Below are 26,031 nucleotides of genomic sequence, written 5' to 3' on the forward strand. Positions count from 1 at the left end.
TCGATGTGCTGCGACGCTGGTTCAGTCAAACTCCATGAAATCCCGTACTGCCGCAATCAGCCACTCATCCATCGAGTGGTATTCCGCTGCCTGGTGGCGTACGGCCGCCCCAGTTGCGTCCCGCATCACGTCGTAGTCATCGACGACCACGACGTTCTTTCCGGTCCAGCAGGCCACATCATCGTTATCGGACCTGCAGGCAAAAGGAATCAGGTTCCAGCCAGGGAAAACCTCGTCTGTGTGTTTCATTCGCTGCGCCTGCTGTGCTCCTCGTAGGAGTTCCCAAGGTTCCAGATCCACTATGCCTCGCTCGATCATGCGGTCATAAAGAACTGGCAATGCAAGATTCTGCGTCAATGGTTTTCCTCCCAGTGGCCGTCAAGCACATCTGAATTCTCGAACAGACTCTACAGTTCATTTCACATCGTGAAGGAGCTCCCTCAACCGAGTTTCCGTAGCGTCGACGTGCGAGACGAGATCCTCATTATCAATGGTCCGCAACACTGCCGATATGGCCGTTCGTAAGACATCAGATTCTCCGTCATCGACAGCTGAGGAATGGCCCGGGAGGCACTCCTGAAGCAGCTCTTCACGAGGGTCGTCTACCTCGTATCCAGGTGTTTCAAGAATCCAGCACATTATCATCCATGTCCGGGCTGTTCCACTAGCTCAGTCGATTTGTTGAAATGAATAGACCATCGGCGTGATGCGTAACATCTCGTGCAACTTCCACGTTGATTGTGTTGTTGCGCCAATCTGGAAGGCGAAGCGTCCACCGCCGGCCAATTCGCTTGCCACGGCATCCCGGTTCGACTCGGTGATACCCCTTGTCAACGTCAGGGTTCCACAATCGGAGGTGCTTATCTGCACCCGCGACCAGGTCCCTCCCCCTGACCCGAGACCGCCCTCCGCACCCATAACCGTGCATTCAATGGACACTCTATGAGTCTCGTCATACGCATCCGAAACCGTCGCCACAATAAATATAGCGACAGGCACCAGTAAGGCCGAGGACACGATCGTCCAAAAAACCCATCGATCCCTCCGGAGTTGCCTCTGCGACTTCTCGGATAGATGGCCTGACACCTCCCGACCCGTTGATGCGCTCATGTTTCCTCCTTGAGATACGTGCCCTATTCATTGGCGAGCACCAGAGTCCCTACCGCGGCAACTGGTATCGGGTCGGGGGTAAGACTGCAGAATCGGCCCTATGGAAGACGCCCCCCAGCGATTGGGTAACCCCTGCAGCAATCGTGAAAACTGCGGGATGCTTGTCCCTCCCCCTACCCAACGCTAGGCTTTTTCGGCTGTCTCGGCCAGATGAGCATATTGCCGTCGCATAGGTAAGGTCCGGAAGTTACCCAACTAGCAAGGTCAACTTTTGTCTAATGAATAGAAAACGCGTTAAGTGAAAGAGCAGCTGTCTGGAAATATGTCACCACATTTTATTCAAACAAACTTTTCTGACCGTCAAATGTGAGGCCAGGCACTCGCATTACCCAAGGGAGAAGGTCCGTATCAGCGAAAACATGAATTGAGCATTCCCCCGTAAAATGAAAAACAAGATCCGAAGCCCCAGGGGTCGCCGCAGATATGACCTCAAGTGAGCTACCGATTAACCTCTCTGCCTCAGCCTCAAGGTTTTCGGATTCCCAAGGAATCGTGCCTTCTGGTGTTTCAAGTTCCCACGGGCAGTTCAACGCAAGCGACCAATTCTCGCCCATTATGCACACGAATGGGTCGTTGGCCACTATGTGCGTTACCGACAATGGCAGAGCGTCCCTGAGAAGGGCGAAGCGGTGATTAGTCATGGCATCAGGTTGACGTGCGTGCGTTCGCGGACATAGAGAACCCGGTCAGACCTCGTAAGACCACTCGGCGGCTGCACTGGCTTTCCAGTAAAAGGATTGATCAAGCCATCATTCGCATTCGTAAATGAAGCCCTAAGTTGGGCAGCGCCTGAAGGTTCCATAATTCGCACTAGACTACCATCCGGCATGCTGTACATCATCCCTGGGGAAGTTGTCGGTACACCATGAAAACCCGCTCTTTGAAAACCTGTTTCCAAGGTGGTACGACTCGTCGGTATCACAACTCCGTCTGCGCTAGCAATGAATGCCGATCCAGCCGGATTAGACGAAACCATTGGTGAAGGCGGCAATTCGCCGAGGCGGGTCGTGGGCAGGGCCCGGAGGTCGACCCTGTTTGCGGCGCCTCCGATGGGGAGTGCGCCTGTTCCTCCGCCGAGGGCTGTTGCGCCGAGGAGGCCCGTTGGGGTGTGGGGTCCTGGGCCGGTAAGGTAGCCCCCGGCTCCGCTGATCGCCCCTTCAACTCCGTTTTCCACGGCCATCCGGGCCACGGGATTGTTGACGAGTTTGCCCGCCATCATCCCGACCCCGCCGCCGATCATGCCGAGGCCGCCGGAGATCGCTGCTTGGCCCCAGTTGACGTGGCCGGTGGTTGCTTTTTGGATGACGACGTCGGCGCCGAAGCTCATCAATCCCATGCCCGCGAGTTGTCCGCCGGGGACGAACATCAACACGGCCCCGCCGACCACAGCGGCCCCTCCGACGACGTATTCCCAGTTGTCTCCGAGCCAGTCCCCCGCTGCGGCGATGGCGCCGCGGGAGGACCCGTCGTAGGCTTTCAGGTCCGCGTCGGTCAGGGGCCGCAGGCCGGTGGGGTCGGTGGTGTTGAGGGGGTTGTTTCCGGCGTAGGAGTAGGGGTTCCCGTCCCAGCCCGCGCCGAGGACGGGGGCGAGGGGGTCGGTGGAGAGGAATCCCCGGGTGGCCGGGTCGTACGCGCGTTTGCCGAGCCATTCGAGCCCTGCGATGTCGATCCCGCCACCGGCGGTCAGGCCGATACCGGCGGGCAACACACCACCCAGACCACCAGCAATAGCAGCTAAGGGGCTGCCCGGGTTGGGTGTGGTGGGGGTGCCGAGGACGGCCCAGGGATCGTGCTGATCGGTGGGGCGGGCGGCACGCCACCCGGGCGTGGTCCACGCGTCGCCGATGCCGGTGACACCGCCGGGCAGGGACAACACCTGGGTTGTGTTGGCACCGGCGAGGGTCGGCACGGGCGCTGCGGTGTCCCACCACAATGGTGTGCCGTCCACGGTGGCGAGTTCACCGAGCGCGTCGACGTGGAGCCGGTGCCGGTTTCGTTCGGCCCCGTCCCGATCCTTCTCGATGGTGCCGGTGAGGTAGCCGGTGGGGCCCCAGGCGTATTCGGTCCAGGACCCGTCGGCCCCGATCACCCTGACCCGGCGGCCCAGCCCGTCATACACAAACTCGGTGACCGAACCGTCAGGTTCCGTCACAGACGACAGCTGACCTGCGGCGTCGTACTCAAAAGTGCGCGCCCCGGTGGGGGTGGTTTCGCGGAGAAGCCGCCCACCGGCGTCGTACTCCCACCCCACCACCGAACCCGACGCCTCCGAGCCAGTCACAGTGGTGGTGGCGGAGACCATTTGCCCGGCAGTGTCGTACCCGTACCGGGTCACGACCCCGCCCCTGGACAGACCGGTAATCCGGCCGCCGTCCTCACGACCGATCAACGTCACATCAGCAGCACCCGGAGGGTTGGTGCCGTTGTCGGCGGTGGTGGTGCGTGTGTGCTCGACGAGTGCCCCTCCCCGATACACCCATTCCTGTGAGTATTCCCCGGCGGTCGCGGTGGTGATCCGCCCGGAGGCATCGTGGGTGAAGGCCGCGTCCCCGAGCAACGGGTTCGACACCTTCACGACCCGGCCCGCGGCGTCGCGGATGTAACGGGTGGTGGTGCCGGTCGGGTCCGTGAAGGCGGTGCGGTTCCCGTCACCGTCATACTCCCACCCCAACACCTGACTCCCGGTCCCGGTCCCGGTCCCGTTGGAGCGGCGGGTGAGGAGGCCGCGGCGGTCAAAGCACAGTTCGCGCTCCACCGCATACCCCGCCCCGCCGGTATGGTCGGTGATGACCACCCGCCGGCCGGCCACGTCACGTTCAATGGCGGCGATCAGGGCACCGTCCACCGAGGTGGACGCTTCCCGGCCCGCGGCGTCGTAGGCCCAGGTGGTGGCGTGCCCGTCCGGGTCCGTCTGGGAGAGTTGCCGGCCTGCCGCGTCGTAGGTCGCCGTGGTGACCCTCCCGAGCGGGTCCGTCACCGAATCGACTTGGTCCGTGGCCGTATACGTGCGGGTCGTGACCCCACCATTGGGGTCGGTGATGCGGGTGAGCCGGCCGCGGGTGTCGTACTCGAACCCGGTCCTGCCACCCACCCCGTTGATCGTGGCCACCAGTTCCCCGGCGAGGTTGTATTCGAAGCGGCGGGTCCCGTACCAGGAATCCTGGGCAAAACTCAGCCGCCCAACCTTGTCGTACCCGTACCGGGCCGTCCCGTCCCCGGGGGTGTGCTTCGCGGTCAACCGGCCACACGCGTCGTAAGCGAACGTTTCGACCTCACCGGTGGGCAGTCTCCTCGCGGTGAGGCGCTGGTCGACGTCGTAGGACAGTTCCGTGACCGCCCCGACCGGGTCAATGCTCTTCCACGGGCGGCCGCAGTGGTCGTACTCGAACCGGGTCACCGCCCCCGTCGGTGAGGTAATCGAGGTAATCTTCCCCGCAGCGTCACGGCCCAGGACCGTCAACCCGCCCTCACCATCGACCAACTCGACAGGGTTGCCCGCACCGTCATACGTGATGAGTTCCGCGGACCCGTCGACAGATTCGATTTTCGTGGGCCGGCCGTACTCATCAAAACTATAAGTATTCGCGGCGAACGCGTCCGTCAGGGACGCCGTCCCGGCCGTCCGGTCGGTGACCGCCCCGGTCCGGACCTCGGTCGGATCGATCACGGCGGTCAGGGCACCGACCGTGTCGTACTCCCGCACCCAGTCATGCCCGGCAGGGTCCGTGATACCCACCAGCCGGGAGAGGTTGTCGTGGGTGAAGCCCCACCTGCCCCCGTCCGGCAACACCGCAGCCGTGAGGTTCCCGAGCTCATCAACCACCCGCTCCACGACCCGGCCGAGCGGGTCGGTGGTGCGGGACAACTCGCCGTTGGGGGCGTACTCGAACGCCGTCCGGCCCCCATCCGGGGCGACCACCGCGGTGGTCCGGCCCGCGGTGTCGTGCTCGAACGCCCACACCGCCTCGTCCGGGTCCACCCGACGCACCAACATCCCGGCTTCGTCATAACCGAACCGTGTCTCAGCCCCCGACGGGCTCACCGCCGTCACCGGACGGCCCGCCCGGTCCCGCACAATCCTCGCGGTGTCACCTGCGGCGTTGGACGTTCCGGTCAGGTCCCCGAACCCGTCGTACTCAAAACCAATCATGACCCCGACCGGGTCCGTGACCTGGGTCAGGAGCCCGTCCCGCCACACCAGCTCGGTCCGGCCACCCAACGGGTCAACCACCACGGACGGGTCCCGGGACAGCTCATCGGCGTACTCATAGGTCACGACGGACCCGGACGCGGTCACCAGGGTGGTGATACGGTCCTGCTCGTCCCAGCCGTAGCTCAGGTCCGCGCCTTCCGGGGTCACGGTCCGGATCTTCCGGCCCCGGGTGTCGTAACCATGGACCGTGACCGCGCCGTCACGCTCGGTCAAAGACACCAGATTCGAGTGCCCGTCATAAGACATGGACTGGCGCCGGTCCTCCGCGTCCAGCACCCCCACCAGGCGGCCCTTCGAATCAGCGACCCAGGAATTCGACCGGGACCCGTCCTCATCAGAGACCACCGTGACCCGGCCCGGTAAATAAGCGAACCGCGTCCGCCGCCCATGCTGAGTGACCTGCATGATGACCCGGCCGGCCTCGTCATACGTGTTTTCGGCCTCCACCACACCCGCGGCCGAGACCACCGACCCGATCAAGCCCTGCTCGTTCCACCCATACCTACGGGTGCCGGTCTCCGTGCCCACGGTGACCAAACGGCCCTCGGCGTCGTACCCGTACTCAACCCGGCGCCCATCCGACCCCCGAACCACCCCGACCACACCATCAACGTAATCAATCTCCACAAACCGGCCCCGCCCATGCACCAACCGGCACACCCCACCCGGCACACCACCATCGACCGCAGTCTCCGCATCAGATGCAGCCGCGGCTTCGCGGTCATCCACGCTGGCATCCGCGCCGGCGGGATCCATAACATCGGACGCCACAGCATCGGATACGGCCCCTGAGGGAGCACTGCGGTGGGCGGAGATGGTCCGGCCGGGCCCTGCCCCGGTCCCGAGCCACACCCCGGCAGTGGTGTAAGCCCACCAACGGCCCTGGTTATCGGCCACGACCAGCACCTCGGTAACACCTGCGGGGACCGAGCTCAGCTCCGCCAACCACGGTGTGCCGGCATCTTCGCAGGTGAGCCAGTAGTTCTCCCCGACGGCGCGGGCCCAACCCGCACCCTCACGCGGGAAGTCCACCGCCCGGCCGTCGGCCATCACCCACCGGCACCCCTCATCAGTCAGGACCAGGTGCTGGTCCAGCACCGAAGCCCACCCCGGACCGAACACCCCAACAGTGCCCAGGCCCGAACCGAGAGAGTTATACATCCTTGTGACCGCCAGGTCCGCGGCCGCCCCGGCGAACCCCAGATCCGTTTCCGGTTCAATGAAATTCCCCGTGGCCGTGTTCACCGGATCATTGGCATACCCGGACGAGGGCACCGCCCCGGCCGCCGTCGGCGGGTCAATGACCAACCCCGTCCGGGTCCCCGAAACACCCGCCGCGGCCAACGCCTCGTTCACCGCCGCATCCGACAGGGTCGAGACCGCGCCCTCACCCCCGGCAGCAGCAAACGCGTCCGCGACCACCAACGCCCACCCCGCGTCTGCCTCATTCGCCGCCAAATACTGCCGGAACGCGCTCACCACACCCGCAGCGTCGATCCGGCCCCACCCGCACCGGTCCGCGAACGAGGACAACTCCGACTCCAAAGACCCCGGCACCGACGCAACACCCTCATCCAGACCACGCGAACCCGCAGCGAAAGTCCGCAACGACTCCGGACGCGCCGAGGACACCCCGCCCCCAAACCCGCCACCCGGGCCAGGGGTCTCCCGCGACCCCGGCACCGGAGCCTCGGACGGGAACGACGGCCCACTCCCGGGCTCCATATTCGGACGCGCCTCCTCACCCCACAGGCTGTCACCAAACTGCTCAAGCCAGTTGCGGTTGTTATGCCGCCGCACCCACTCGTTGTTCTCCCGACGCCGGTCATCCTCTTCCCGCGCACGCTCGATCATGGTGCCCACATACTCCGCGACTTTCCGCAACGCCGCGGCCAAGGACTCCGCGTCCCGGGACGCCGTCACCGCGTTCGCCGCGAACACCTCCGAAAAATGCCCCCGGAAATCCTCCCCCGCCCCGGTCACCAACGGCGTCCGCGACCCCAAATGCTCATCAACCCGCGACGCTGCGGACTCAAAAGCACCCTTCACCGACTCAGCAACCCCATACACAAACCGGCCACCATGGGCACCATCGGAATCCGGCAACAACGGCATCTCAACGAACTCGGTCACAACCACAGCCCCCCACAGAACAAGAACGCGAACAAAACCCAACAACCCACAAAAACCCGCACCACACCCACAAGGCACGACCCCGCACCACACCCACCGGCACCACAACAACCCGCGCTACAACCACCGGCGCTACAGCAACACAGTGCAACGGCCGGGCAACCACACCACGCATCAACGCAGCACGATCACCCGGCCCCCACACTCACACCAAAAAAGAATCAGGCCCCTCCACCAGCAGAGAAAATATCCTGCGAAATCTTCTGCAACTGACCCCGCAACTGCTCCAGCTCTTCCTTGGCCTTATCCAACGCAGCCTTCGTCTCCGGCCACGTCGAACCACGGAACTCAGCAGCCAACGGACCATCCCACACATTCGGATCCGACAACACACGACCCTGCGCATCCAACGCCGAAATCTGATCCGTAAACCCACCAGTAATAATCGACTGCACCTGACCAATAGCAGCCTTGGCCTGCTCAGTAGACAACACACGCGACATAGAACTTTCCTCCCAATAAGAACAATCGCAACACCCAAGCCAAACCAGCCCAGGCAACCAGACGCCCCCAAACTACCAACACCAACCAATAAATCCAACAAACAGAGAAACGATTGTGGATAAACGTGCTGGCGCACCCGAAGGGCTAATGCGAGACCTCTCGCGGCCGGAGGGAGTCGAACCTCTTGACTGCCGGGAGATCGGCGGCCGTCCTCACACGCGGCCAACCGTCAATGACCGCAAGCTCCCCAAGCCACCCCGTGAGACCAACGTCACAAAGCTGCGGGAATAACTTTTGCGCACGTAACATTTCTCAACGTCCGTTCGCTATGTTATTGGCCATGCACCTAACGTGTTCCGGTGAGCACCTCAATCAACACTTCCCCAGCAGCTGGCAAGAGCGGCTTCCGGCTCCCCAAGTGGGCCGGTTCCTTCGGCGTCCAGATCATCGCAGCCCTCATAGTGGGCCTCATCCTTGGCCTCATCGCCAAGTACACGGGCAGCACCAAGACCACCCCCAACGGTCTGGGGGCTACCCTCCAAACGATCGGCTCCAGCTACGTCTCCTTGCTGCAGACCGCCGTCGTTCCTTTGATTTTCACCGCTGTGGTGAGCTCCATTGCCAACCTGCGCCAGGTCTCCAACGCTGCGCGACTGGCTTGGAACACCCTGCTGTGGTTCGCGATCACCTCGCTGGTATCGGTGCTGATCGGCATCGGCCTGGGCGTGCTCCTGCAGCCGGGCGCCGCAACCGGCATCACCGAAGAAGCCAAGTACGCCGGCAAGACCGGTGACTGGTGGGCCTTCCTGATCGGTCTCTTCCCCAAGAACTTCCTGGGTCTTGGCGCCAGCTCCACAGTGACCGAGAGCGCCAACGCTGCCACCACCGTCAGCACCGCGGTCAACTTCAACGTGCTGCAGATCTTGGTCATTGCGATCGCGATCGGTGTGGCTGCACTCAAGGTGGGCAAGCAGGCCGAAGCCTTCCTCACCTTCAACGCTTCCGCGCTGGCTGTTATCCAGAAAGTGCTGTGGTGGATCATCCGCCTTGCTCCGCTGGGCACCATCGGCCTGATCGGTAACGCTGTGGCCATCTACGGCTGGGACACCATCGGTTCCCTGGGCAAGTTCACCGCCGCCATCTACATCGGGCTGGCTCTGGTGCTGTTCGTCCTCTATCCCATCCTGGTGCGCATTCACGGGCTCTCCATCAAGCAGTACTTCTCCGGCGTGTGGCCGGCCGTGCAGCTGGCGTTCGTCTCCCGTTCCTCGATCGGCACGCTGCCGCTCACGCAGCGCGTCACTGAACGGAACCTCGGCGTCCCCTCCGGCTACGCTTCCTTCGCCGTGCCGCTGGGTGCCACCACCAAGATGGACGGTTGCGCAGCAATCTACCCGGCCATTGCAGCCATCTTCGTGGCACAATTCTTCGGCATCAACCTGGACTTCAGCCAGTACCTGCTGATCGTTTTGGTCTCGGTCCTGGGTTCGGCCGCTACGGCAGGTACCACCGGCGCCGTCGTCATGCTCACGTTGACCCTGTCCACGCTGGGTCTGCCGCTGGCCGGCGTCGGCCTCCTGCTGGCTATCGACCCCATCCTGGACATGGGCCGCACCGCGGTCAACGTGGCTGGCCAGGCACTGGTCCCGGCCATCGTGGCCAAGCGCCAGGGCATCCTGGATGAGTCGCTGTACAACGCACCCCGCAACGGTGCCGCCTTTGCCGACGAGTACGCCGCCGACAAGGCAGCAGCCGAAAGCAACGAGCGCGAACTGGCCGATACCAAGGCGTAGTCTCAACCTCTTTGGAAGTGCGCAAATCCCCCGGGGAGTTCTCCCCGGGGGATTTCCCCGTTAAAGGGGCCATCTCTGGATAGGCTCTGACCATGTTGATCGTCACTTCAAATGAAATCCCGGGCCACCGGATCGATGCCGTCTTCGGCGAAGTCATGGGCCTCACCGTCCGCTCACGGGACATCGGCTCGCAAATGCTGGCCGGCTTCCGTTCCCTCGGCGGCGGCGAGCTGCCCGAAATGACCAAGGCACTCTACGAAAGCCGCCAGGAAGTCATGGCACGCATGGTCAATGAGGCGCAACAGCGTGGGGCCAACGCCATCGTCGCCATGCGGTTCGACACCTCGGAAATGGGCACCAACTGGACCGAAGTGTGCGCCTACGGCACGGCCGTCTACGTACTGCCGCTCGGAGAGGGCGAGCCCGGGGCAACGGGACAGTCGATCTATCTGACCAAGTCGGCCGCGCAGCAGCAGAGCCAGCCGACTCCTCCCGCGCCGCCGGTGCCCCCGACCCAGTTCTAGTTCACGCTTCCGAGTCCCGCCCTGGTTCGCCCTCCTCCCTGTACAGGGCTGGCCGCGACGAACAAGGGCGGGACTTTTCGCATGCCCATCCGCCTCAAATTGCGCAGAGTGCAAACTTGCACTTAGTGTAAGTATGTGACACAAACCAGTAGTCAGGAAGCCGCTGCAGAGTCGCCCAGCACTGCTGAGTCAACAGCGCCCACCAGGCGCGAACTCAACAAGGCGGCCACCCGCAGCTCCATCGCATCCGCAGCCCTGGACCTCTTGCGCAGCAACGGGTCCGGCAATTTCACCGTAGAAGACATCGCGGCCGCCGCCGGTGTCTCGCGGCGAACCTTCTTCAACTATTTCCCAAGCCTTGAGGCGGCCCTGGCCTCCGTGGCCGACGGCTTCATGGACCACGCTTTGGAGCAGTTTCGGCTGCGTCCGGCAGATGAGTCGATCCTCGAATCCGCTCAAGCGGCCCTCATGGCGCTGGCCGATCCCATGTCCGTCGCCCCCATGGCCGAGCTGTTCAGCCTGACGCAGGACAACCGCCAGTTGGCCCGCTCCGAGCTTGAAGCCTGGGAACACTGCACCGGGCAGATCATCGACGCCGCCCGCAGCAGGCTCGGCGCCGGCGTCAGTGAGCTCTATCTCCACGCCCTGGCAGGCTCCGTGATTTCGTGCGGCAAAGCAGCCATGAACGTCTGGTTCGCCGACCGCGGGCCCGACCTCTCGGCGGAGTCCCTCGCGGTCCTTCGCCAGCACCTCATCGATGCGATGGGCCTCCTCGGAGCCGGCTTCGCGCCGCCGTCGGACGCGCCCGTCCCCACCTCCCCCTCCGCTCCAACCACCACAGATCGGTTCTGACATGGCCTCGTTCCTCTACCGTCTCGGCAAGTTTTCGTATCGGCGCCGCTGGCTGGTCATCTCCATCTGGCTGGCCGTCATGGTGGCAGTTGGCGGCTCGGCCGCAGCCTTCCACGGCACCATGTCCAACAACTTCACCATCCCCGGGACCGAAACCCAGCAGATGGCGGACAAGCTCAAGGAAGCGCTCCCTGATTCTTCGGGAGGCTCCGCCAGCGTGGTCTTCGATGCCGGGGACGGCGGATTCGACCAAGCCAAGAAGGACGCAGTGGCCGCTGCGCTGACCAAGCTCGAAGCCATGCCTGACATTCAGGGAACGGTGAACCCGTTCACCACGCAGGAACAGTTGGACACCTCCGCCGGCGAGATCGCGGCCGGTGAAGCCAAAGCCGCCGCGGGCAAGGCACAGCTTGACGCAACCCGCGCGCAGCTGGAGGCAAGCGAGGCCCAACTGGCCGGGGCGGAACAGCAGCTGGCAGCCTCAGGCCTGACGCCTGAGGAGATTGAAGCACAGATGGCTCCGCAGCGCGCAGAGCTTGCGGCAGGCAAGGAAAAGCTCGACGCCGGAGCCAAGGAAGCTGCCGACGGCGCCACCGAACTCGCGCTGGGAAAGCGACAACTCGAAGCCTCCGAAGGCCTCCGTTTTGTCTCCAGCGACAACAAAGCGGCAGTAGCCCAGGTCCAGTTCAAGACCTCCATCAACGCCGTTGACCCCGCCGTCCGCGAACAGGTCCAAGAGATCGTCCACGGCGTCTCATCGGCCGGCGTCACGGCCTACGCCAGCAAGGAAATCACCGAGGACGTCTCGGAGATCTTCGGGATTGCTGAAATCGTGGGCGTCGCAGTCGCGGCCATGGTCCTGATCCTGATGCTCGGAACACTCATCGCGGCCGGGCTTCCCCTCCTGATGGCCCTGATCGGCGTAGCTGTAGGTGTCGGCGGAACGTTCGCACTGACCAGCGTCATCGACATGAGCTCCATCTCTCCAATGCTTGCCCTGATGCTTGGCCTCGCGGTTGGTATTGATTACTCCCTCTTTATCGTCAACCGTCACCGCACCCAGCTTCTGGCCGGCATGGACGCGGAGGAATCCGCTGCCTTGGCTACGGGCACTTCAGGTAATGCCGTGCTGTTCGCCGGTCTCACCGTCATCATCGCCTTGGCTGCACTGGTGGTTCCGGGACTTCCCTTCCTCGCCGTGATGGGTGTTGCGGCCGCAGCGACAGTGGCCGTCGCCGTCGTCGTAGCTTTGACCTTGACCCCCGCAGTTCTGGCCCTGATCGGCCGGAGACTCATTTCAAAGCGCGCCTGGGCCAAAGCCGCAAAGCACAACGCTGAGCCGGGCCACGAAGCGGCCGACCGTGAACGCGAAGAGAAGCGCAGCAGCGGGGGCTGGGGCGGTATGGTTACTCGTCATCCGTGGGTTGCCCTGGTTGCCAGCGTCGTATTGTTGGGCGCTTTGGCGTTGCCGGCCTCGCAACTGCGGTTGGCACTTCCCGACGGCGGTTCCGAGCCTGTCGATTCGCAGGCGTTCAAGGCCTATGACCTCACCCGCAGCAGTTTCGGTGAAGGCGTCACCGGACCGATCGTCGTCGTCGGCGAATTCCCTGAAGGCCTGAGCGAAAACGACGCCAAGAACAAGCAGTTCGATGTCGCGGATCAGCTTCGGAGCGTTGAGAATGTCATTGCTGCGGTACCGATCGCACTGAGCGACGATCGTCGCACCGCAGTGTTCCAGGTGATTCCCAAGGAAGGCCCGGCCAGTGCGGGTACCGTGCAGGTGGTATCCGATCTCCGCGCAAAGGGTGCTGTGATCAGCGATAACCTTGACGTGAAAATTGGCCTTACCGGACAAACCGCGGGCAACATTGACGTTTCCAACAAGCTCGGCGCTGCATTGCCGCCGTACTTGGCGATCGTCGTGGGACTCTCCCTGCTGCTCTTGCTGCTGGTCTTCCGCTCGATTGTGGTGCCCCTGCTGGCAACCGGCGGTTTCCTTCTGTCCCTCGCTGCTGCCTTCGGCGCCGTAGTTGCCGTCTACCAGTGGGGCTGGCTCGGAGGGATCTTCGACGTCGCCAATCCGGGCGCTGTCCTGAGCTTCCTGCCCATCATCCTCATCGGTGTGCTGTTCGGTCTCGCCATGGACTACCAGGTGTTCATCACCTCGGGCATGCGGGAATCGTTTATGCACGGTGAGACTGCCAAGCACGCGGTACGCTCCGGTTTCAGCCACGCTGCAGCCGTAGTCACCGCGGCTGCGATCATCATGGTCAGCGTGTTCTCCGGCTTCATCTTCAGCCACCTCACCATGGTCCGGCCGCTCGGCTTCGCCATGGCGTTCGGTGTACTGATCGATGCCTTCGTGGTCCGCATGACCATAGTTCCAGCCGTCATGTACCTCTTGGGCGAGAAGGCCTGGTGGCTGCCCAAGTGGCTGGAACGGATCCTGCCGGACGTCGATGTTGAGGGCGCCAAGCTGGAGCGGACCGATCGCCGCAAGACCGACACGGGGGAACTGGTCCACTAACGCTCGATCACATAACAGCCGATATTCACGATCGCTCTCTCACTTGCTTGAGGCAAGTGAGAGAGCGATCGGTTTAAGCACGGGGGACGTGAGAGAGCGATCGGTTTAAGCACGGGGGACGTGAAAGGGCGATCGGTTTAAGCACGGGGGACGTGAGCGAGGGTTCGTATTAGGCTGGGGACCGTGACCCGATTGATTCTTGCCTCCCAGTCCCCCGCCCGCACCAAGCTGCTCACGGAGGCCGGAATCAGGCATGACGTCCTGGTCTCGGACGTTGACGAGGACGCTGTCCAGGCGAAGTATGGGGTCACCGACGCGCACGACACCGCACTCTTGCTGGCCCGTGCCAAGGCCGAGGCGGTCGCTTCCCTCCCAGAGGCTGAGGGTGCCTTGGTAATCGGCTGCGATTCGGTATTCGAGTTCGACGGCGAGTCCCATGGCAAGCCCTACACTGCGGAGGTTGCCCGGGAACGGATGCTGCGGATGAGCGGCTCGCAGGGCGTGCTCCACACCGGCCACTGGCTGATTGACTGCCGGGACACCGCCGCCGACGTGGACGAGGACGCTGAAGATGAGCCTGCCGAAGGCTCGGGTGCCACGGTCGGAGCCGTTTCCAGCGCGGAGGTGCACTTCGCTGAGATGAGCACCTACGACATCGACGCCTACATCGCCACCGAAGAACCCCTGCACTGCGCCGGATCCTTCACGATCGACGGCCTGGGTGGGGCCTTCATCCGCAAGGTCGACGGCGACCCGCACGCCGTCGTCGGGCTTTCCATCTCCACGCTGCGCGACTTGCTGGTCCATGCGGACGTGCGGATCACCGAGCTCTGGGACAACGACGAGCAGTAGAAGCCGTTTGTAGCAACCCTACAAAGGAACATCGCCTCACACACGGAATCCCCCATCAATATGGGCGGAACCCTCACAATCGCGCTAGGCTCCTCAAGGACAGAAGGAGTCAACAACTTGTCAGCTAACCCGGCGCAGCCCATTTCCAGCCCTCTTACCAAGGTCTTGATTGCCAACCGCGGCGAAATCGCGGTCCGCATCATCCGAGCCGCCCGGGACGAAGGCATTGCCTCCGTAGCGGTGTACGCCGACCCTGACCGCGACGCACTCCATGTCCGCCTTGCCGACGAAGCCTACGCTTTGGGGGGCAACACCGCCGCCGAGTCGTATCTGGTGATGGACAAGATCATCGACGTCGCCAAGCAGTCCGGCGCTGACGGTATCCACCCCGGCTACGGCTTCCTGGCCGAAAACGCCGAGTTTGCGACCAAAGTCATTGAGGCCGGTATCACCTGGATCGGCCCCTCCCCCGAAGCGATTTCGGCCCTTGGCGACAAGGTCCAGGCCCGCCACATCGCCGAAAAAGTGGGCGCTCCCCTGGTCCCCGGTACGGCCGACCCCGTAGAGTCCGCCGACGAAATCTTGAAGTTCGCCGAGGAATTCGGCCTTCCCATCGCCATCAAGGCTGCCTTCGGCGGCGGCGGGCGCGGCATCAAGGTTGCCCGCACCATGGAGGAAATCCCGGAGCTCTACGAATCCGCGGTCCGCGAAGCCATCGCCGCTTTTGGTCGCGGCGAGTGCTTCATCGAGCGTTTCCTTGATGCCCCGCGCCACGTCGAAACCCAGTGCCTGGCCGATGCTTTCGGCAACGTTGTGGTGGTTTCCACCCGCGACTGCTCGCTCCAGCGCCGCAACCAGAAACTTGTTGAAGAAGCCCCGGCTCCGTACCTGAGCGAAGAGCAGAACAAGCGGCTTTACGAGTCCTCCAAGGCCATCCTCAAGGAAGCCAACTACCTTGGCGCCGGAACGTGTGAATTCCTGGTGGGCCAGGACGGCACCATCTCCTTCCTCGAGGTCAACACCCGGCTCCAGGTGGAGCACTGCGTCTCCGAGGAAGTCACCGGAATCGACCTCGTCCGGGAACAGTTCCGCATTGCCCGCGGCGAAGCACTCGGCTACGACGACCCCGAGGTCCGCGGCCACTCCTTCGAGTTCCGCATCACCGGCGAGGACCCGGGCCGCAACTTCATGCCCGCCCCCGGCACCATCACCACCCTGAAGAACCCCACCGGCCCGGGCGTCCGGATCGACTCAGGAGTTGAGCAGGGCGACGTCATCAGCGGCAACTTCGACTCCATGCTCTCCAAACTGATCATCACCGGCGCCACCCGCGAGCAAGCCCTCCAGCGTTCACGCCGCGCCCTCGAGGAGATGGTGGTTGAGGGTATCCCCACCGTCATCCCGTTCGACCTCGCGGTAGTCACCGACCCCGCATTCGCACCGGCGGAAGGCTCGTTCAAGGTGCACACCCGCTGGATCGAGACCGAGTTCGTCAACAGCATCCCGGCATGGTCCGCCAACGCAGCAGGCGCTGAAACGCCCGACGCCGGTGAGCGCCAGCGCGTCGTCGTCGAGGTTGGCGGCAAACGGCTCGAAGTGGTTCTGCCCTCCGGACTGGGTGGTGGCACCGCAGCAATTTCCAGCGGTTCAGGCACCAAATCCGGCAAGTCCAAGAAGCGCTCCCGCTCGGCCGGCGCCACCGCTGCTGCTGCGGGCGGCAATGCACTCACCTCCCCCATGCAGGGCACCATCGTCAAGGTAGCGGCTTCAGAGGGTGACGTCGTGGCAGAGGGTGACCTGATCGTGGTCCTGGAAGCCATGAAGATGGAACAGCCGCTGACCGCCCACAAGGCAGGCACCGTGCGCGGCCTCGCTGCCACCGCTGGCGAGACCGTCGCAGCTGGTGCGGTCATCGCCACCATCGAGGACTAGCGCAAAGCACCCGAACACGACGGCGGCTCCGCACCATTGGTGCGGAGCCGCCGTCGTTAAGGGGTGCTTAGGCTACGTTGTTTTCGTAGTCCGTGTTTTTGGTTTCCCGGCTCAGCCAGAGGGCGATGAACGTCAAGACCGCGGCGAGGGCCATGTAGGCACCCACCCAGGCGGTGGACCCTTCGCCGAGCTGCCAGAGGGCAATCGCGATGAATGATGCTGGAGCTGCGCCCAACACCGATGAGAGGTTGTAGGCCACAGCCGAACCCGTGTAGCGGACGTTCGCCGGGAACAGTTCCGGAAGGATTGCCGCCATGGGACCGAAAGTGAGGCCCATCAGCGTGAAGCCAACGATCAGGCCAACCATCGCCGCTGCCTGGCCAGGCCCAAACATGGCGAACCAAAGTGCGCCGAATACGAAGATGCCGGCGGTGACTGCCAGCAGGAACTTGCGTCGGCCCCACTTCTCCGCGAGCGGCCCGGAAACCACCGTGAAGATGCCGAAGAAGACGACGCCGACGATCAGCATCCAAAGGAACTGGTTCTCCGGAATGCCCAAGCCGGGAACGAAGGAGTCTACCTGGGCCGGGGTCATAGGCTTGCCTGCCTTTTCAGCAGCAGCCTTGGCTGCTTCCAGGGAGGCCGGAGCCTTGCCGAAAGTCAGCGTGAAGGAAGTCATGATGTAGAACAGCACATACGTTGCCAACATGATGAACGTTCCCGCCAGGACGGGGCGCCAGTGATTCTTCAGCGTGGCGCCCAGTGGCAGCTTCTGGACTTTGTCCTGTTCGATGACCTTGCTGAAGGAGGCACTCTCCACCAGCTTGAGCCTGACATAGAGACCAACGATCACCAGTACTGCGCTGAGCAGGAACGGCACACGCCAGCCCCAGTCCATGAATTGCTGATCCGTAAGAGTGCCGCGCATCCAGATGAAGATCAGGTTGGCGATGATGAAACCGATGGGAGCGCCCAACTGGGGGAAGGTGCCGTAGATGGCGCGCTTTCCTTCGGGCGCGTTCTCGGTAGCCAGCAGCGCGGCTCCCGACCATTCGCCGCCCAACGCCAGGCCTTGGCAGAAGCGGAGAACCACCAGCAGGAGAGGAGCGAGGAGGGCCCAGCCGGCAACACTCGCGGTGGGCAGGCAGCCGATCAGGAACGTAGCGACACCCATGGTCAGCAGCGATGCGACCAGCGTTCCCTTTCGTCCGAACTTGTCGCCGAAGTGCCCGAAGACGACAGCGCCCACAGGGCGCGCCACGAAGGCTACGCCGAAGATGGCAAAGGCGCTAAGCAGCGCGTTGATGTCCGTCGCGTTGGGAAAGAAGAGCTTGGGGAAGACCAGCACCGAGGCAGTTGCATAGACATAGAAGTCGTAGAACTCGATGGTGGTGCCAATCATGCTGGCGAAGATCACCCGTCCGCGCGAGTTCACTGGCTTAGTGGACTCGCCTTCCTTGGATGGTGCAGTGGAAGACATGTATTTGCAGCTTTCTTTCACGCCGGCAGATGCCTCTGGAGCCTACCCGGCGATGGATTATTCGAGAGTTCAATAATAGTTCCCGCTGTCCATTGACTGGACAACCAAGTCCAGCATGCGGACAACCGGAAAAATCCCACACTGTGGTCCGCGCCACATTACCTCACCAGCGTCTCACTCGCCGGTGACCCCGCCGATAGGGAAATGTCACAGGCCGTTTACAAACAGCGACAGTGCGCGAAATGCGCCAAACCTACCTTGGAAGAACAACGTCCCCCACCAAGGAGGCACTTCCGTGACTGTTGACCGCACCGCAGATGCACTGGCCCCCATCCAGTCCACTGCCACCGCCGCTCCCGCCCTCGAACACCGCCCCGGCCGCTGGATCGCCAACTGGGACGCCGAAAACAAGGGCCAATGGGAATCCGAAGGACGGTCCATCGCCAAGCGCAATCTCTACTGGTCCATCTTCGCCGAATTCCTCGGCTTCGTCGTCTGGCAGCTGTGGTCCATCGTGGTGGTCCAACTCCCCGCGGCCGGCTTCCGGTTCGATACCAACCAGATCTTCTGGCTCATCTCCATCCCCAGCCTCGTGGGCGCCACGCTTCGTATCCCCTACACGTTCATGGTTCCCAAGTTCGGTGGCCGGAACTGGACCATCGTCTCAGCGCTGCTCCTGCTCATTCCCACCACCGGGCTTGCCATCTGTGTCTCCAACCCGGAAACACCCTTTGGCGTCATGCTCCTGGTGGCCGCCCTCGCCGGTTTCGGTGGCGGCAACTTCGCCAGCTCGATGGCCAACATCACCTTCTTCTACCCGGCCCGCGAAAAGGGTTGGGCGCTGGGCCTGAACGCTGCCGGCGGCAACCTCGGTGCCGCCGTCGCCCAGCTTGTTGTCCCCATCGCCATCACGCTGCTGGCCGCAGGAACCGTCAACCTGCCCATGGCAGGCATCATCTGGATCCCGCTGATCGTCATCGCCGCCTTCGGTGCCTACAAGTACATGAACAACCTCACCAACGCCAAGGGTGACGTGGCCGGTTCACTGGCCGCACTGAAGGAACCTCACCTGTGGATCATGGCGTTCCTTTACATTGGAACGTTCGGCTCGTTCATCGGCTTCGCCGGCGTCTTCCCCAAGTTGATCAAGGACTACTTCCCGGACTTCTCCTCCATCCACGTCGGAGCAGTGGCACTCTCGCTGGCGTTCCTCGGCCCCCTGGTCGGCTCCCTGGCCCGCCCCTACGGCGGACGCATGGCCGACCGCATGGGTGGCGCCCGGATGACCATTACCTCGTTCGCTTCCATGGCAGTCATCACGCTGACCATGATCTGGACGCTGCCCCTGAAGAACTTCTGGCTCTTCCTCACCCTGTTTCTGTTCCTCTTCCTGGCCAGTGGGTTCGGAAACGGTGCAACATACCGCATGATCCCGGTCATCTTCGCAACGTCCAGCCGGGCAGCACGCTCCGGAGCATCCAGCGCGGCCACTGCACGGCTCGCCGCTTCCTCCCTGGGCCTGATCTCCGCGATCGGAGCCTACGGCGGCTTCGTAATCCCACAGGTCCTCAACGCTTCCAACTCGGCCAGCGGCTCCTACACCCCGGCGTTCTACGGATTCGTTGGAGCCTACGTCCTGATGCTCGCCGTCTGCTGGGTTTGCTACATCCGCCCGGCACAGAAGCGCAACACGATCGGACACATCTAGATGCCCAACGGCGCCGATACCCACTGCCCCTACTGCGCGCTCCAGTGCGCCATGACGTTGACCCCGACTGCCCCGGCAGCCCCCGGGACAGCGGCCACGAACGCACCCACCGCAGAAACGGCGAAGCCTGAGCTTCCCTTGGAAGTTTCCGCGCGCGACTTCCCCACCAACCGGGGCGGGCTGTGCCGTAAAGGCTGGACATCGGCGTCGTTGTTGCGTCACAACGGGCGCGTCACAGAGCCCATGCTCAAAGGTTCCGACGGCGTTCACCGGCCCGTCTCCTGGGACCAGGCCCTCATGCTCATCACGGCAGCGGTCAAGGAAACCCAACAGCAGTTCGGAAATGACGCCGTGGGAGTTTTCGGCGGCGGCGGCCTCACCAACGAGAAGGCCTACCTGCTGGGCAAATTCGCCCGGCTGGCCGTGCGCACCTCCCGCATCGACTACAACGGCCGGTTCTGCATGTCCTCCGCCGCAGCTGCCGGCAACCGGGCCTTCGGCGTAGACCGCGGCCTCCCCTTCCCCGTCACGGACCTGGACACGGCCTCGGTGATCCTCATGCTCGGTTCCAACGTAGCCGAGACCATGCCACCGTTCGTCCAGCACCTTCAGGGCGCCCGGGACGCCGGCGGGTTGATTGTGGTGGACCCCCGCCGCTCGGCTACTGCAGCGTTCACGTCCGACGGCGGCGGCCTCCACTTGCAGCCGACGCCCGGCACTGATTTGGCGCTGCTTTTGGGCATCAGCCACGTGGTCGTCCACGAAGGGCTGGCAGACGCTGACTACATCGCCGCCAACACCAGCGGGTACAAGGCGGTAGTACGCAGCTTGTCTGCATTCTGGCCGGAGCGGGTGCAGTCCATCACCGGCGTCCCAGCCACCCTCATCCGGGAAACTGCCCGCCGCCTGGCCCAAGGAGCCCGCGGCCACGGCAGCTACATCCTCAGCGGCCGCGGCGTGGAACAACACGTTGATGGCACCGACACCGCAACTGCAGCCATCAACCTGAGCCTCCTCCTGGGCCTGCCCGGCTCCGCCCGCAGCGGTTACGGCACCCTTACGGGCCAGGGCAATGGGCAGGGCGGTCGCGAACACGGGCAGAAAGCCGACCAGCTTCCGGGCTACCGCAAAATCACCGACCCCGCGGCCCGCGCCCACGTTGCCCGCGTGTGGGGCATCGAGGAGTCGCTCATCCCCGGACCCGGGCTCCCCGCCGTCGAACTCCTCAACTCCCTTGGCAAGCCCGACGGCGTCCGGTGCCTTTTGGTGCACGGCGCCAACGTGGTGGTCTCGGCGCCCGATACCAACGCAGTGATTGAAGGGCTGCGCAGTTTGGATTTCCTGGTGGTCTGCGATTTCTTCATGTCAGAAACCGCTGCCGAAGCGGATCTGGTGTTGCCCGTGACGCAGTGGGCCGAGGAAGAAGGCACGCTCACCAACCTCGAGGGACGCGTGATCCGCCGTCGACGCGCACTGACGCCTCCCCCGGGTGTTCGCAGCGAATTGTGGCTCATGGCCCGGCTGGCGGAGTTGCTTGAGGCCCCTTCGACGTTCAGCGATGATCCCGAGACTGTTTTCGAAGAGCTGCGCCTGGCCTCTGCCGGTGGCTTGGCTGACTATTCAGGCATCGACTACGCCATGCTGGACCGCGGCGAAGCGGCTTATTGGCCCTACCCTGCAGGCAGTTCCGGGACGCCGAGGCTCTTTGCCGATGGCTTTGCCCATGCTGATGGCCTGGCCGTCATGGTTCCGGTGACCCCGTCCAAGCGGGCTGTCCGTTCGTTCGCGGATGACTCCCTGGCACTGGCAACCGGCAGGCTTCTGGAGCACTACCAATCCGGAGCCCAGACCCGGCGCGTGAGCGAACTCCTGGCCTCCCAGCCGCAGGCCCGGCTCCTGATTCACCCGGGCACGGCGGCCACCCGCGGCATTGCCAACGGCGACTACGCCACCGTGACCAACGAACGCGGAGAAGTGCTCTGCCGTGCCGAGCTGAGCACCGCGGTCCGTCCGGATACGGTCTTCCTGCCGTTCCACTTTCCCGGCCAGGAAAACGCCAACCGGCTCACGGAAGCAATCACTGATCCCATCTCCGGCATGCCGGAGTTCAAGACCAGCCGGGTGTGGGTCCGGAGGGCAGTGGCTGCGCAAGCTTCACCGGCCATTCCCACAAGCAGTCCAGCCATGGCCGGTTTGCCGGTAAACGCCAAGGAGGCCTCATGAGTGAGCGCATTGTTGTTGTTGGATTCGGGCCGGTGGCCGCGCGTCTTGTGGACGAACTGCTCCCTGCCGTCCGCGCCGGGCTGGTGCAACTTCTGATAGTAGGTCAGGAAACTGAAGCGGCGTACAACCGGGTGATGGTTGCTGAGCTCGGCGTGGGACGCACCACTGCGGAGGCCTTGGCCATGGCCGATGTGTCCGAACTGGAAGCCGACGGTGTTGAGGTCCGGCTGGGCATCAAGGTCAAAAGGATCGACCGCGCCCGCCAGCTGGTCATCCTGTCCGACGGTTCCTCCGAACACTATGATCGTCTGGTATTCGCCACCGGGTCCCGTCCAGTGATTCCCAACCTCACCGGCCTCAACCCCGATCCGTCCCGGCCCGTCCTTCCATCCGGGGTTACTGCTCTGCGTGATTTGCGGGATGCTGCCGTGCTGCGTTCCGCCGTGGCTGAAGGTCAACGCGTGGTGGTCCTGGGCGGCGGGGTGCTCGGGCTGGAAACCGCGTTGGCTGCCGCGGAAGAAGGCGCCCAGGCCACGGTGGTTCACAACGGGCCCTTCCCACTCGGCAGGAGCATCGACCGCGGCAGTGGCTCCGTCCTGACCAGCAGCCTGCGTTCCCGCGGCGTCCGGGTGGCCGGCAACGCCCGCTCCACCGGCGTGGAGACGGCCGGACCTGGCGGCGCCTTCTCCGCTTTGCTGTTGGATGACGGCTCGGCAATCGACGGCGACCTGCTCGTGTTGTCCTGCGGTGTGCGCCCGCGGATCGAGTTGGCGGAGGGGTGCGGGCTTCCTACCGCCACGGGGATACTGGTGGATCACCACCTCCGGACCTATCACGAGCCACACATGTTCGCGATTGGTGACTGCGCCGAAGTGCACTGCCCGGATGCGTCGTGTGTTGACTGCCGGACTGCTTCCGGCCCCTCCGGTCTTGTTGGTCCCGGCTGGCGGCAGGCTGAGTGGTTGGCCGAGTACCTTGTGGTCCTTGCCCGTGACGGCCAGGAAGCAGCAGATACCTTGGAAGCCCTGGCCACGGAGAAGCCCGGAGTGGTTGTCCTGAAGGCACGCGGCATCAACCTGGCCCTGGCAGGCGATAATCAAGCGGATCCGTGGGATGAGGAGTTGCTGGAGGCCGGCGCAACCTCCGGACGCCCCCGCCGCCAGATTTCCCAGTGGGCCGATCCCGAACACGGCCGCTACGTGAAAATGACCACCCGCGGCGGAGTGCTGGAAGGCCTGGTGGCCGTGGGCATGCCCCGGACCGCCGCCGAGTTGGTGGTGCTCTTTGAACGTTCCTCGGAGCTGCCTGCCGACCGGTCCCTGTTGCTCCGCCTGGATGGACCTGACCAGCTTGATGCCGACGCCACCAGCAACGACCCCCAGCGGACTGTATGCCGCTGCGCCGGGGTGAGTGCGGCCAGTATTTCGGAGTCCGTGGTGCACGGTTGCAGCTCCGTGGGCGAGGTCTCCAAGGCCACCCGCGCCGGAACTGGCTGCGGAGGATGCCACGAGGACATCAAGGGGATCATCGAGAAGCACTTCCAGGCAGCCGCCGCGTAGCTGTTGGCGGGGGTGCCCGGCCCCCGATTCGGGGGTTCCCTGCTCGGAGTGCCGCGTGCACAGTTCCCCGTGGGGGTGCCCGGCCCCCGATTCGGGGGTTCCCTGCTCAGAGTGCCGCGCGCACGGTTCACCGCGGGGGTGCCCGACCCCCGATTCGGGGGTTCCCTGCTCGGAGTGCCGTGCGCACGGCATACTTTGCAGCGAAGCCCCGAAGCGGCGCCTTAGACTGCTCGGGTGAACGTATCCGAGCAGGCACCAGGGGTATTTTTCGTGGAGGGACCTGCATCCAACTGGCTGATCGTGCGGGATGCTTCGGGATTCATGCTGATCGACGGCGGCTACCCCGCCGACCGTGACCTGGTCTTGGAGTCCGTGCGCGGACTGGGCCTGGAACCCGCCGATGCAAGGGCCATGCTGATCACGCACGGGCACGTGGACCATACAGGATCCGCGGCGTACTTCTCACGGACTTTCGGCACACCCATTCTGTGCTCCCCCGAGGAACTCGCCCACGTCCAGGGCAAGGAGAAGCATCAGGTCACGTTCGGCCAGGTTCTCCTACGTGCTTGGCGTCCCCAGGTTTTCCGTTGGATGCTCCACGTGATCAAGGCCAAGGCGCTTCAGGCAGAACCAGCCACGCGAGCCGAGGCCTGGACGTCTGAATCACTCCGCCACCTGCCCGGAAAGCCAGAGGCCATCCTGTTGCCAGGGCACACCCCAGGCAACGTTGCTCTCTTGCTACCGGATGCCGGCGCCATTGCAGTGGGCGACACGTTCGTCAGCGGACACCCCATCAGCCCGAAGTCCGGTCCGCAGATTTTGCACAGGATGTACCACTCGGACGCCTGCGGTGCCCTCACCTCGGCACTCTCGCTGGGCGCGGTCCAAGCCACTGGGCAAGCCACTGCCAAAGCCACTGTGATCCTGCCAGGCCACGGTCCCGCACTGCACATGCCATTGGCTCAGGCAGTGCGCGCGCTGCGTATGTAGGAAGCAGAAACGCCCGTTTCGATGGCTTGCTGCGCAGGGTGCCGTGCGGACGGCATGATGCGCAGCGAAGCCCCGAAACGGGCGTCCACTTTGGCTGGCGGTTACATGTGAACGTGCAGGCGCCGCGCAGCTTCCGAGATGGATCCGGTCAACGACGGGTACACCGTGAAGGCGCTGGCCACGTCATCAACGTGGAGCTTCTGGGTTACCGCGACGGAGATCGGGAAGATGAGCTCGGATGCGTTCGGCCCCACCACTACGCCACCGATCACGGTGCCGGAACCCTTGCGGGCGATGATCTTGACGAACCCGTCCTTGGTGTTGCGCATCTTGGCGCGGGCGTTGCTGAGCAGGGACAACATCACAACATCGCCCTGGTATTTACCCGAGGCCAGATCGGCCTCGGACACACCCACGGAAGCGATCTCCGGGGACGTGAAAATGTTGGAGGCCACTTGGTTGAGCTTCAGCGGCTTCACGCCGTCGCCCATGAAGTGGGCAATAGCGATACGCCCCTGCATGGCCGCGACCGAGGCCAGGGCGAAGACGCCCGTGCAGTCGCCGGCAGCATAGATGTTGGGAGCTGTGGTGCGGGAAACGCCGTCCACCTTGATGTGGCCGGACTCCGTGAGGGTCACGCCGGCTTCTTCAAGGCCAACACCGGCAGTGTTCGGGATGGAACCAACACACACCAGGCAGTGGGTACCTGTCACGATCGATCCGTCACCCAAGGTGACCTTGACGCCGTCGTCCGTTCGCTCCACCGCGTTGGCGCGGGACTTGGAGAGGACGGTGACGCCGCGGCGTTCAAAGACGCCTTCGAGCAACTTGGCCGCATCCGTGTCCTCACCGGGGAGGACCTGGTCACGGCTGGAGATCAGGGTGACCTTGGAGCCCAAACCGTTGTAGGCCGAGGCAAACTCGGCGCCGGTGACGCCCGAACCCACAACGATCAGTTCTTCGGGAAGCTCATCCAGGTTGTAGATCTGGGCCCAGTTGAGGATGCGTTCACCGTCGGGCTTGGCGGTGGGAAGTTCACGCGGATGTGCGCCCACAGCCAGCAGGATGGCATCGGCGTCAATGGTCCGGGTGCCCTCGAGCGTGAGGACCTCGATGGTGTTGTTGTCCAGCAACTTGCCGGAGCCGATCACGATCTCCACGCCCAGGCGCTCCAGGCCGGCACGGATGTCCTCGGACTGTCCATGGGCCAGGTTCAGCACGCGATCGTTGATGTGCTTGAGGTCTGCACGGGGCTTGGAAGCCGAGCCGTCGCCGTCGAACTTCACTCCGAGCTCATCCGCCTCGCCAACGCGGGTCATGAGGTCGGCGGTAGCAATGAGGGTCTTGGAAGGCACGACGTCGGTCAGGACGGCTGAGCCGCCGAGACCTGCACGCTCAACGATGGTGACGTGGGCGCCGAGCGAAGCGGCCACCATGGCAGCTTCATATCCGCCGGGACCACCTCCCAGGATCGCGATACGGGGGGCACTGAAGTCAACTTGGGTGGTCACAATCCTCAATTCTCGCTCATTGCCGCTCTGGCTGCCACTCAGCCCACCCTCACCAGCTCG

General features: G+C 63.8%; 15 protein-coding genes. 10 read left to right on the forward strand and 5 right to left on the reverse strand.

What is annotated here, in order from left to right; genetic code table 11:
- Positions 1–21: 21 nt before the first annotated feature.
- The 3 genes from AC6JA3_RS14545 to AC6JA3_RS14555 all read right to left on the reverse strand — a co-directional run bounded on the left by AC6JA3_RS14545 (position 22) and on the right by AC6JA3_RS14555 (position 8,019).
- On the reverse strand, positions 22–357 hold the full coding sequence (locus tag AC6JA3_RS14545) for a hypothetical protein (RefSeq protein WP_139183447.1): 336 nt from the start codon (positions 355–357) through the stop codon (positions 22–24).
- Between the two features lie 1,450 nt (positions 358–1,807).
- The gene (locus AC6JA3_RS14550) at positions 1,808–7,516 is read right to left on the reverse strand and encodes a DUF6531 domain-containing protein (RefSeq protein ID WP_497920185.1); all 5,709 of its coding nucleotides are present in this window, start codon (positions 7,514–7,516) and stop codon (positions 1,808–1,810) included.
- A gap of 221 nt (positions 7,517–7,737) precedes the next feature.
- A complete protein-coding gene (locus AC6JA3_RS14555) occupies positions 7,738–8,019 on the reverse strand; it encodes a hypothetical protein (protein ID WP_026547649.1) in 282 nt (93 codons plus the stop codon).
- 360 nt (positions 8,020–8,379) lie between these two features.
- Here AC6JA3_RS14555 and AC6JA3_RS14560 point away from each other — a divergent pair, with 360 nt between their 5' ends.
- The 6 genes from AC6JA3_RS14560 (at position 8,380) to AC6JA3_RS14585 (ending at position 16,500) form a co-directional block, all read left to right on the forward strand.
- On the forward strand, positions 8,380–9,813 hold the full coding sequence (locus AC6JA3_RS14560; RefSeq protein WP_026547114.1) for a dicarboxylate/amino acid:cation symporter: 1,434 nt from the start codon (positions 8,380–8,382) through the stop codon (positions 9,811–9,813).
- A 92-nt stretch (positions 9,814–9,905) separates the two neighbouring features.
- Positions 9,906–10,337, forward strand: coding sequence for a YbjQ family protein (locus tag AC6JA3_RS14565; RefSeq protein ID WP_026542732.1), 432 nt, complete (start codon positions 9,906–9,908; stop codon positions 10,335–10,337).
- Between the two features lie 135 nt (positions 10,338–10,472).
- Positions 10,473–11,189, forward strand: a complete 717-nt coding sequence (locus AC6JA3_RS14570; protein ID WP_026542733.1) for a TetR family transcriptional regulator — start codon at positions 10,473–10,475, stop codon at positions 11,187–11,189.
- Position 11,190: 1 nt separating this feature from the next.
- Entirely contained in the window at positions 11,191–13,716 is a 2,526-nt protein-coding gene (locus tag AC6JA3_RS14575) for an MMPL family transporter (RefSeq protein ID WP_026547113.1), read from the forward strand.
- A 183-nt stretch (positions 13,717–13,899) separates the two neighbouring features.
- Positions 13,900–14,568: a Maf family protein gene (locus AC6JA3_RS14580; RefSeq protein ID WP_026542735.1), complete on the forward strand. Its 669-nt coding sequence runs from the start codon at positions 13,900–13,902 to the stop codon at positions 14,566–14,568.
- 60 nt (positions 14,569–14,628) lie between these two features.
- Positions 14,629–16,500, forward strand: coding sequence for an acetyl/propionyl/methylcrotonyl-CoA carboxylase subunit alpha (locus tag AC6JA3_RS14585; RefSeq protein ID WP_347781555.1), 1,872 nt, complete (start codon positions 14,629–14,631; stop codon positions 16,498–16,500).
- A 67-nt stretch (positions 16,501–16,567) separates the two neighbouring features.
- Here AC6JA3_RS14585 and AC6JA3_RS14590 read toward each other — a convergent pair whose 3' ends face one another.
- Complete coding sequence (locus tag AC6JA3_RS14590; RefSeq protein ID WP_026542737.1) at positions 16,568–17,980, reverse strand: MFS transporter; 1,413 nt, start codon at positions 17,978–17,980, stop codon at positions 16,568–16,570.
- A gap of 295 nt (positions 17,981–18,275) precedes the next feature.
- Here AC6JA3_RS14590 and AC6JA3_RS14595 point away from each other — a divergent pair, with 295 nt between their 5' ends.
- From AC6JA3_RS14595 to AC6JA3_RS14610, 4 genes are all read left to right on the forward strand, one after another.
- A complete protein-coding gene (locus AC6JA3_RS14595; protein ID WP_026547110.1) occupies positions 18,276–19,688 on the forward strand; it encodes an MFS transporter in 1,413 nt (470 codons plus the stop codon).
- Positions 19,689–21,911 carry a molybdopterin oxidoreductase family protein gene (locus AC6JA3_RS14600; RefSeq protein ID WP_347781556.1) on the forward strand — a complete coding sequence of 741 codons (2,223 nt, stop codon included), beginning with the start codon at positions 19,689–19,691 and terminating at the stop codon, positions 21,909–21,911.
- Positions 21,908–23,470, forward strand: coding sequence for an FAD-dependent oxidoreductase (locus AC6JA3_RS14605; protein WP_347781557.1), 1,563 nt, complete (start codon positions 21,908–21,910; stop codon positions 23,468–23,470). The genes AC6JA3_RS14600 and AC6JA3_RS14605 overlap by 4 nt, the downstream gene beginning before the upstream one ends.
- A 234-nt stretch (positions 23,471–23,704) precedes the next feature.
- Positions 23,705–24,460 (forward strand): MBL fold metallo-hydrolase, encoded by a 756-nt coding sequence (locus AC6JA3_RS14610; protein WP_347781558.1) that lies wholly within the window; start codon positions 23,705–23,707, stop codon positions 24,458–24,460.
- Positions 24,461–24,561: 101 nt separating this feature from the next.
- Here AC6JA3_RS14610 and AC6JA3_RS14615 read toward each other — a convergent pair whose 3' ends face one another.
- Positions 24,562–25,971: an NAD(P)H-quinone dehydrogenase gene (locus AC6JA3_RS14615; protein WP_026542741.1), complete on the reverse strand. Its 1,410-nt coding sequence runs from the start codon at positions 25,969–25,971 to the stop codon at positions 24,562–24,564.
- Positions 25,972–26,031 lie beyond the last annotated feature (60 nt).

The organism is Arthrobacter sp. TmtSoilC79 (assembly GCF_059739405.1).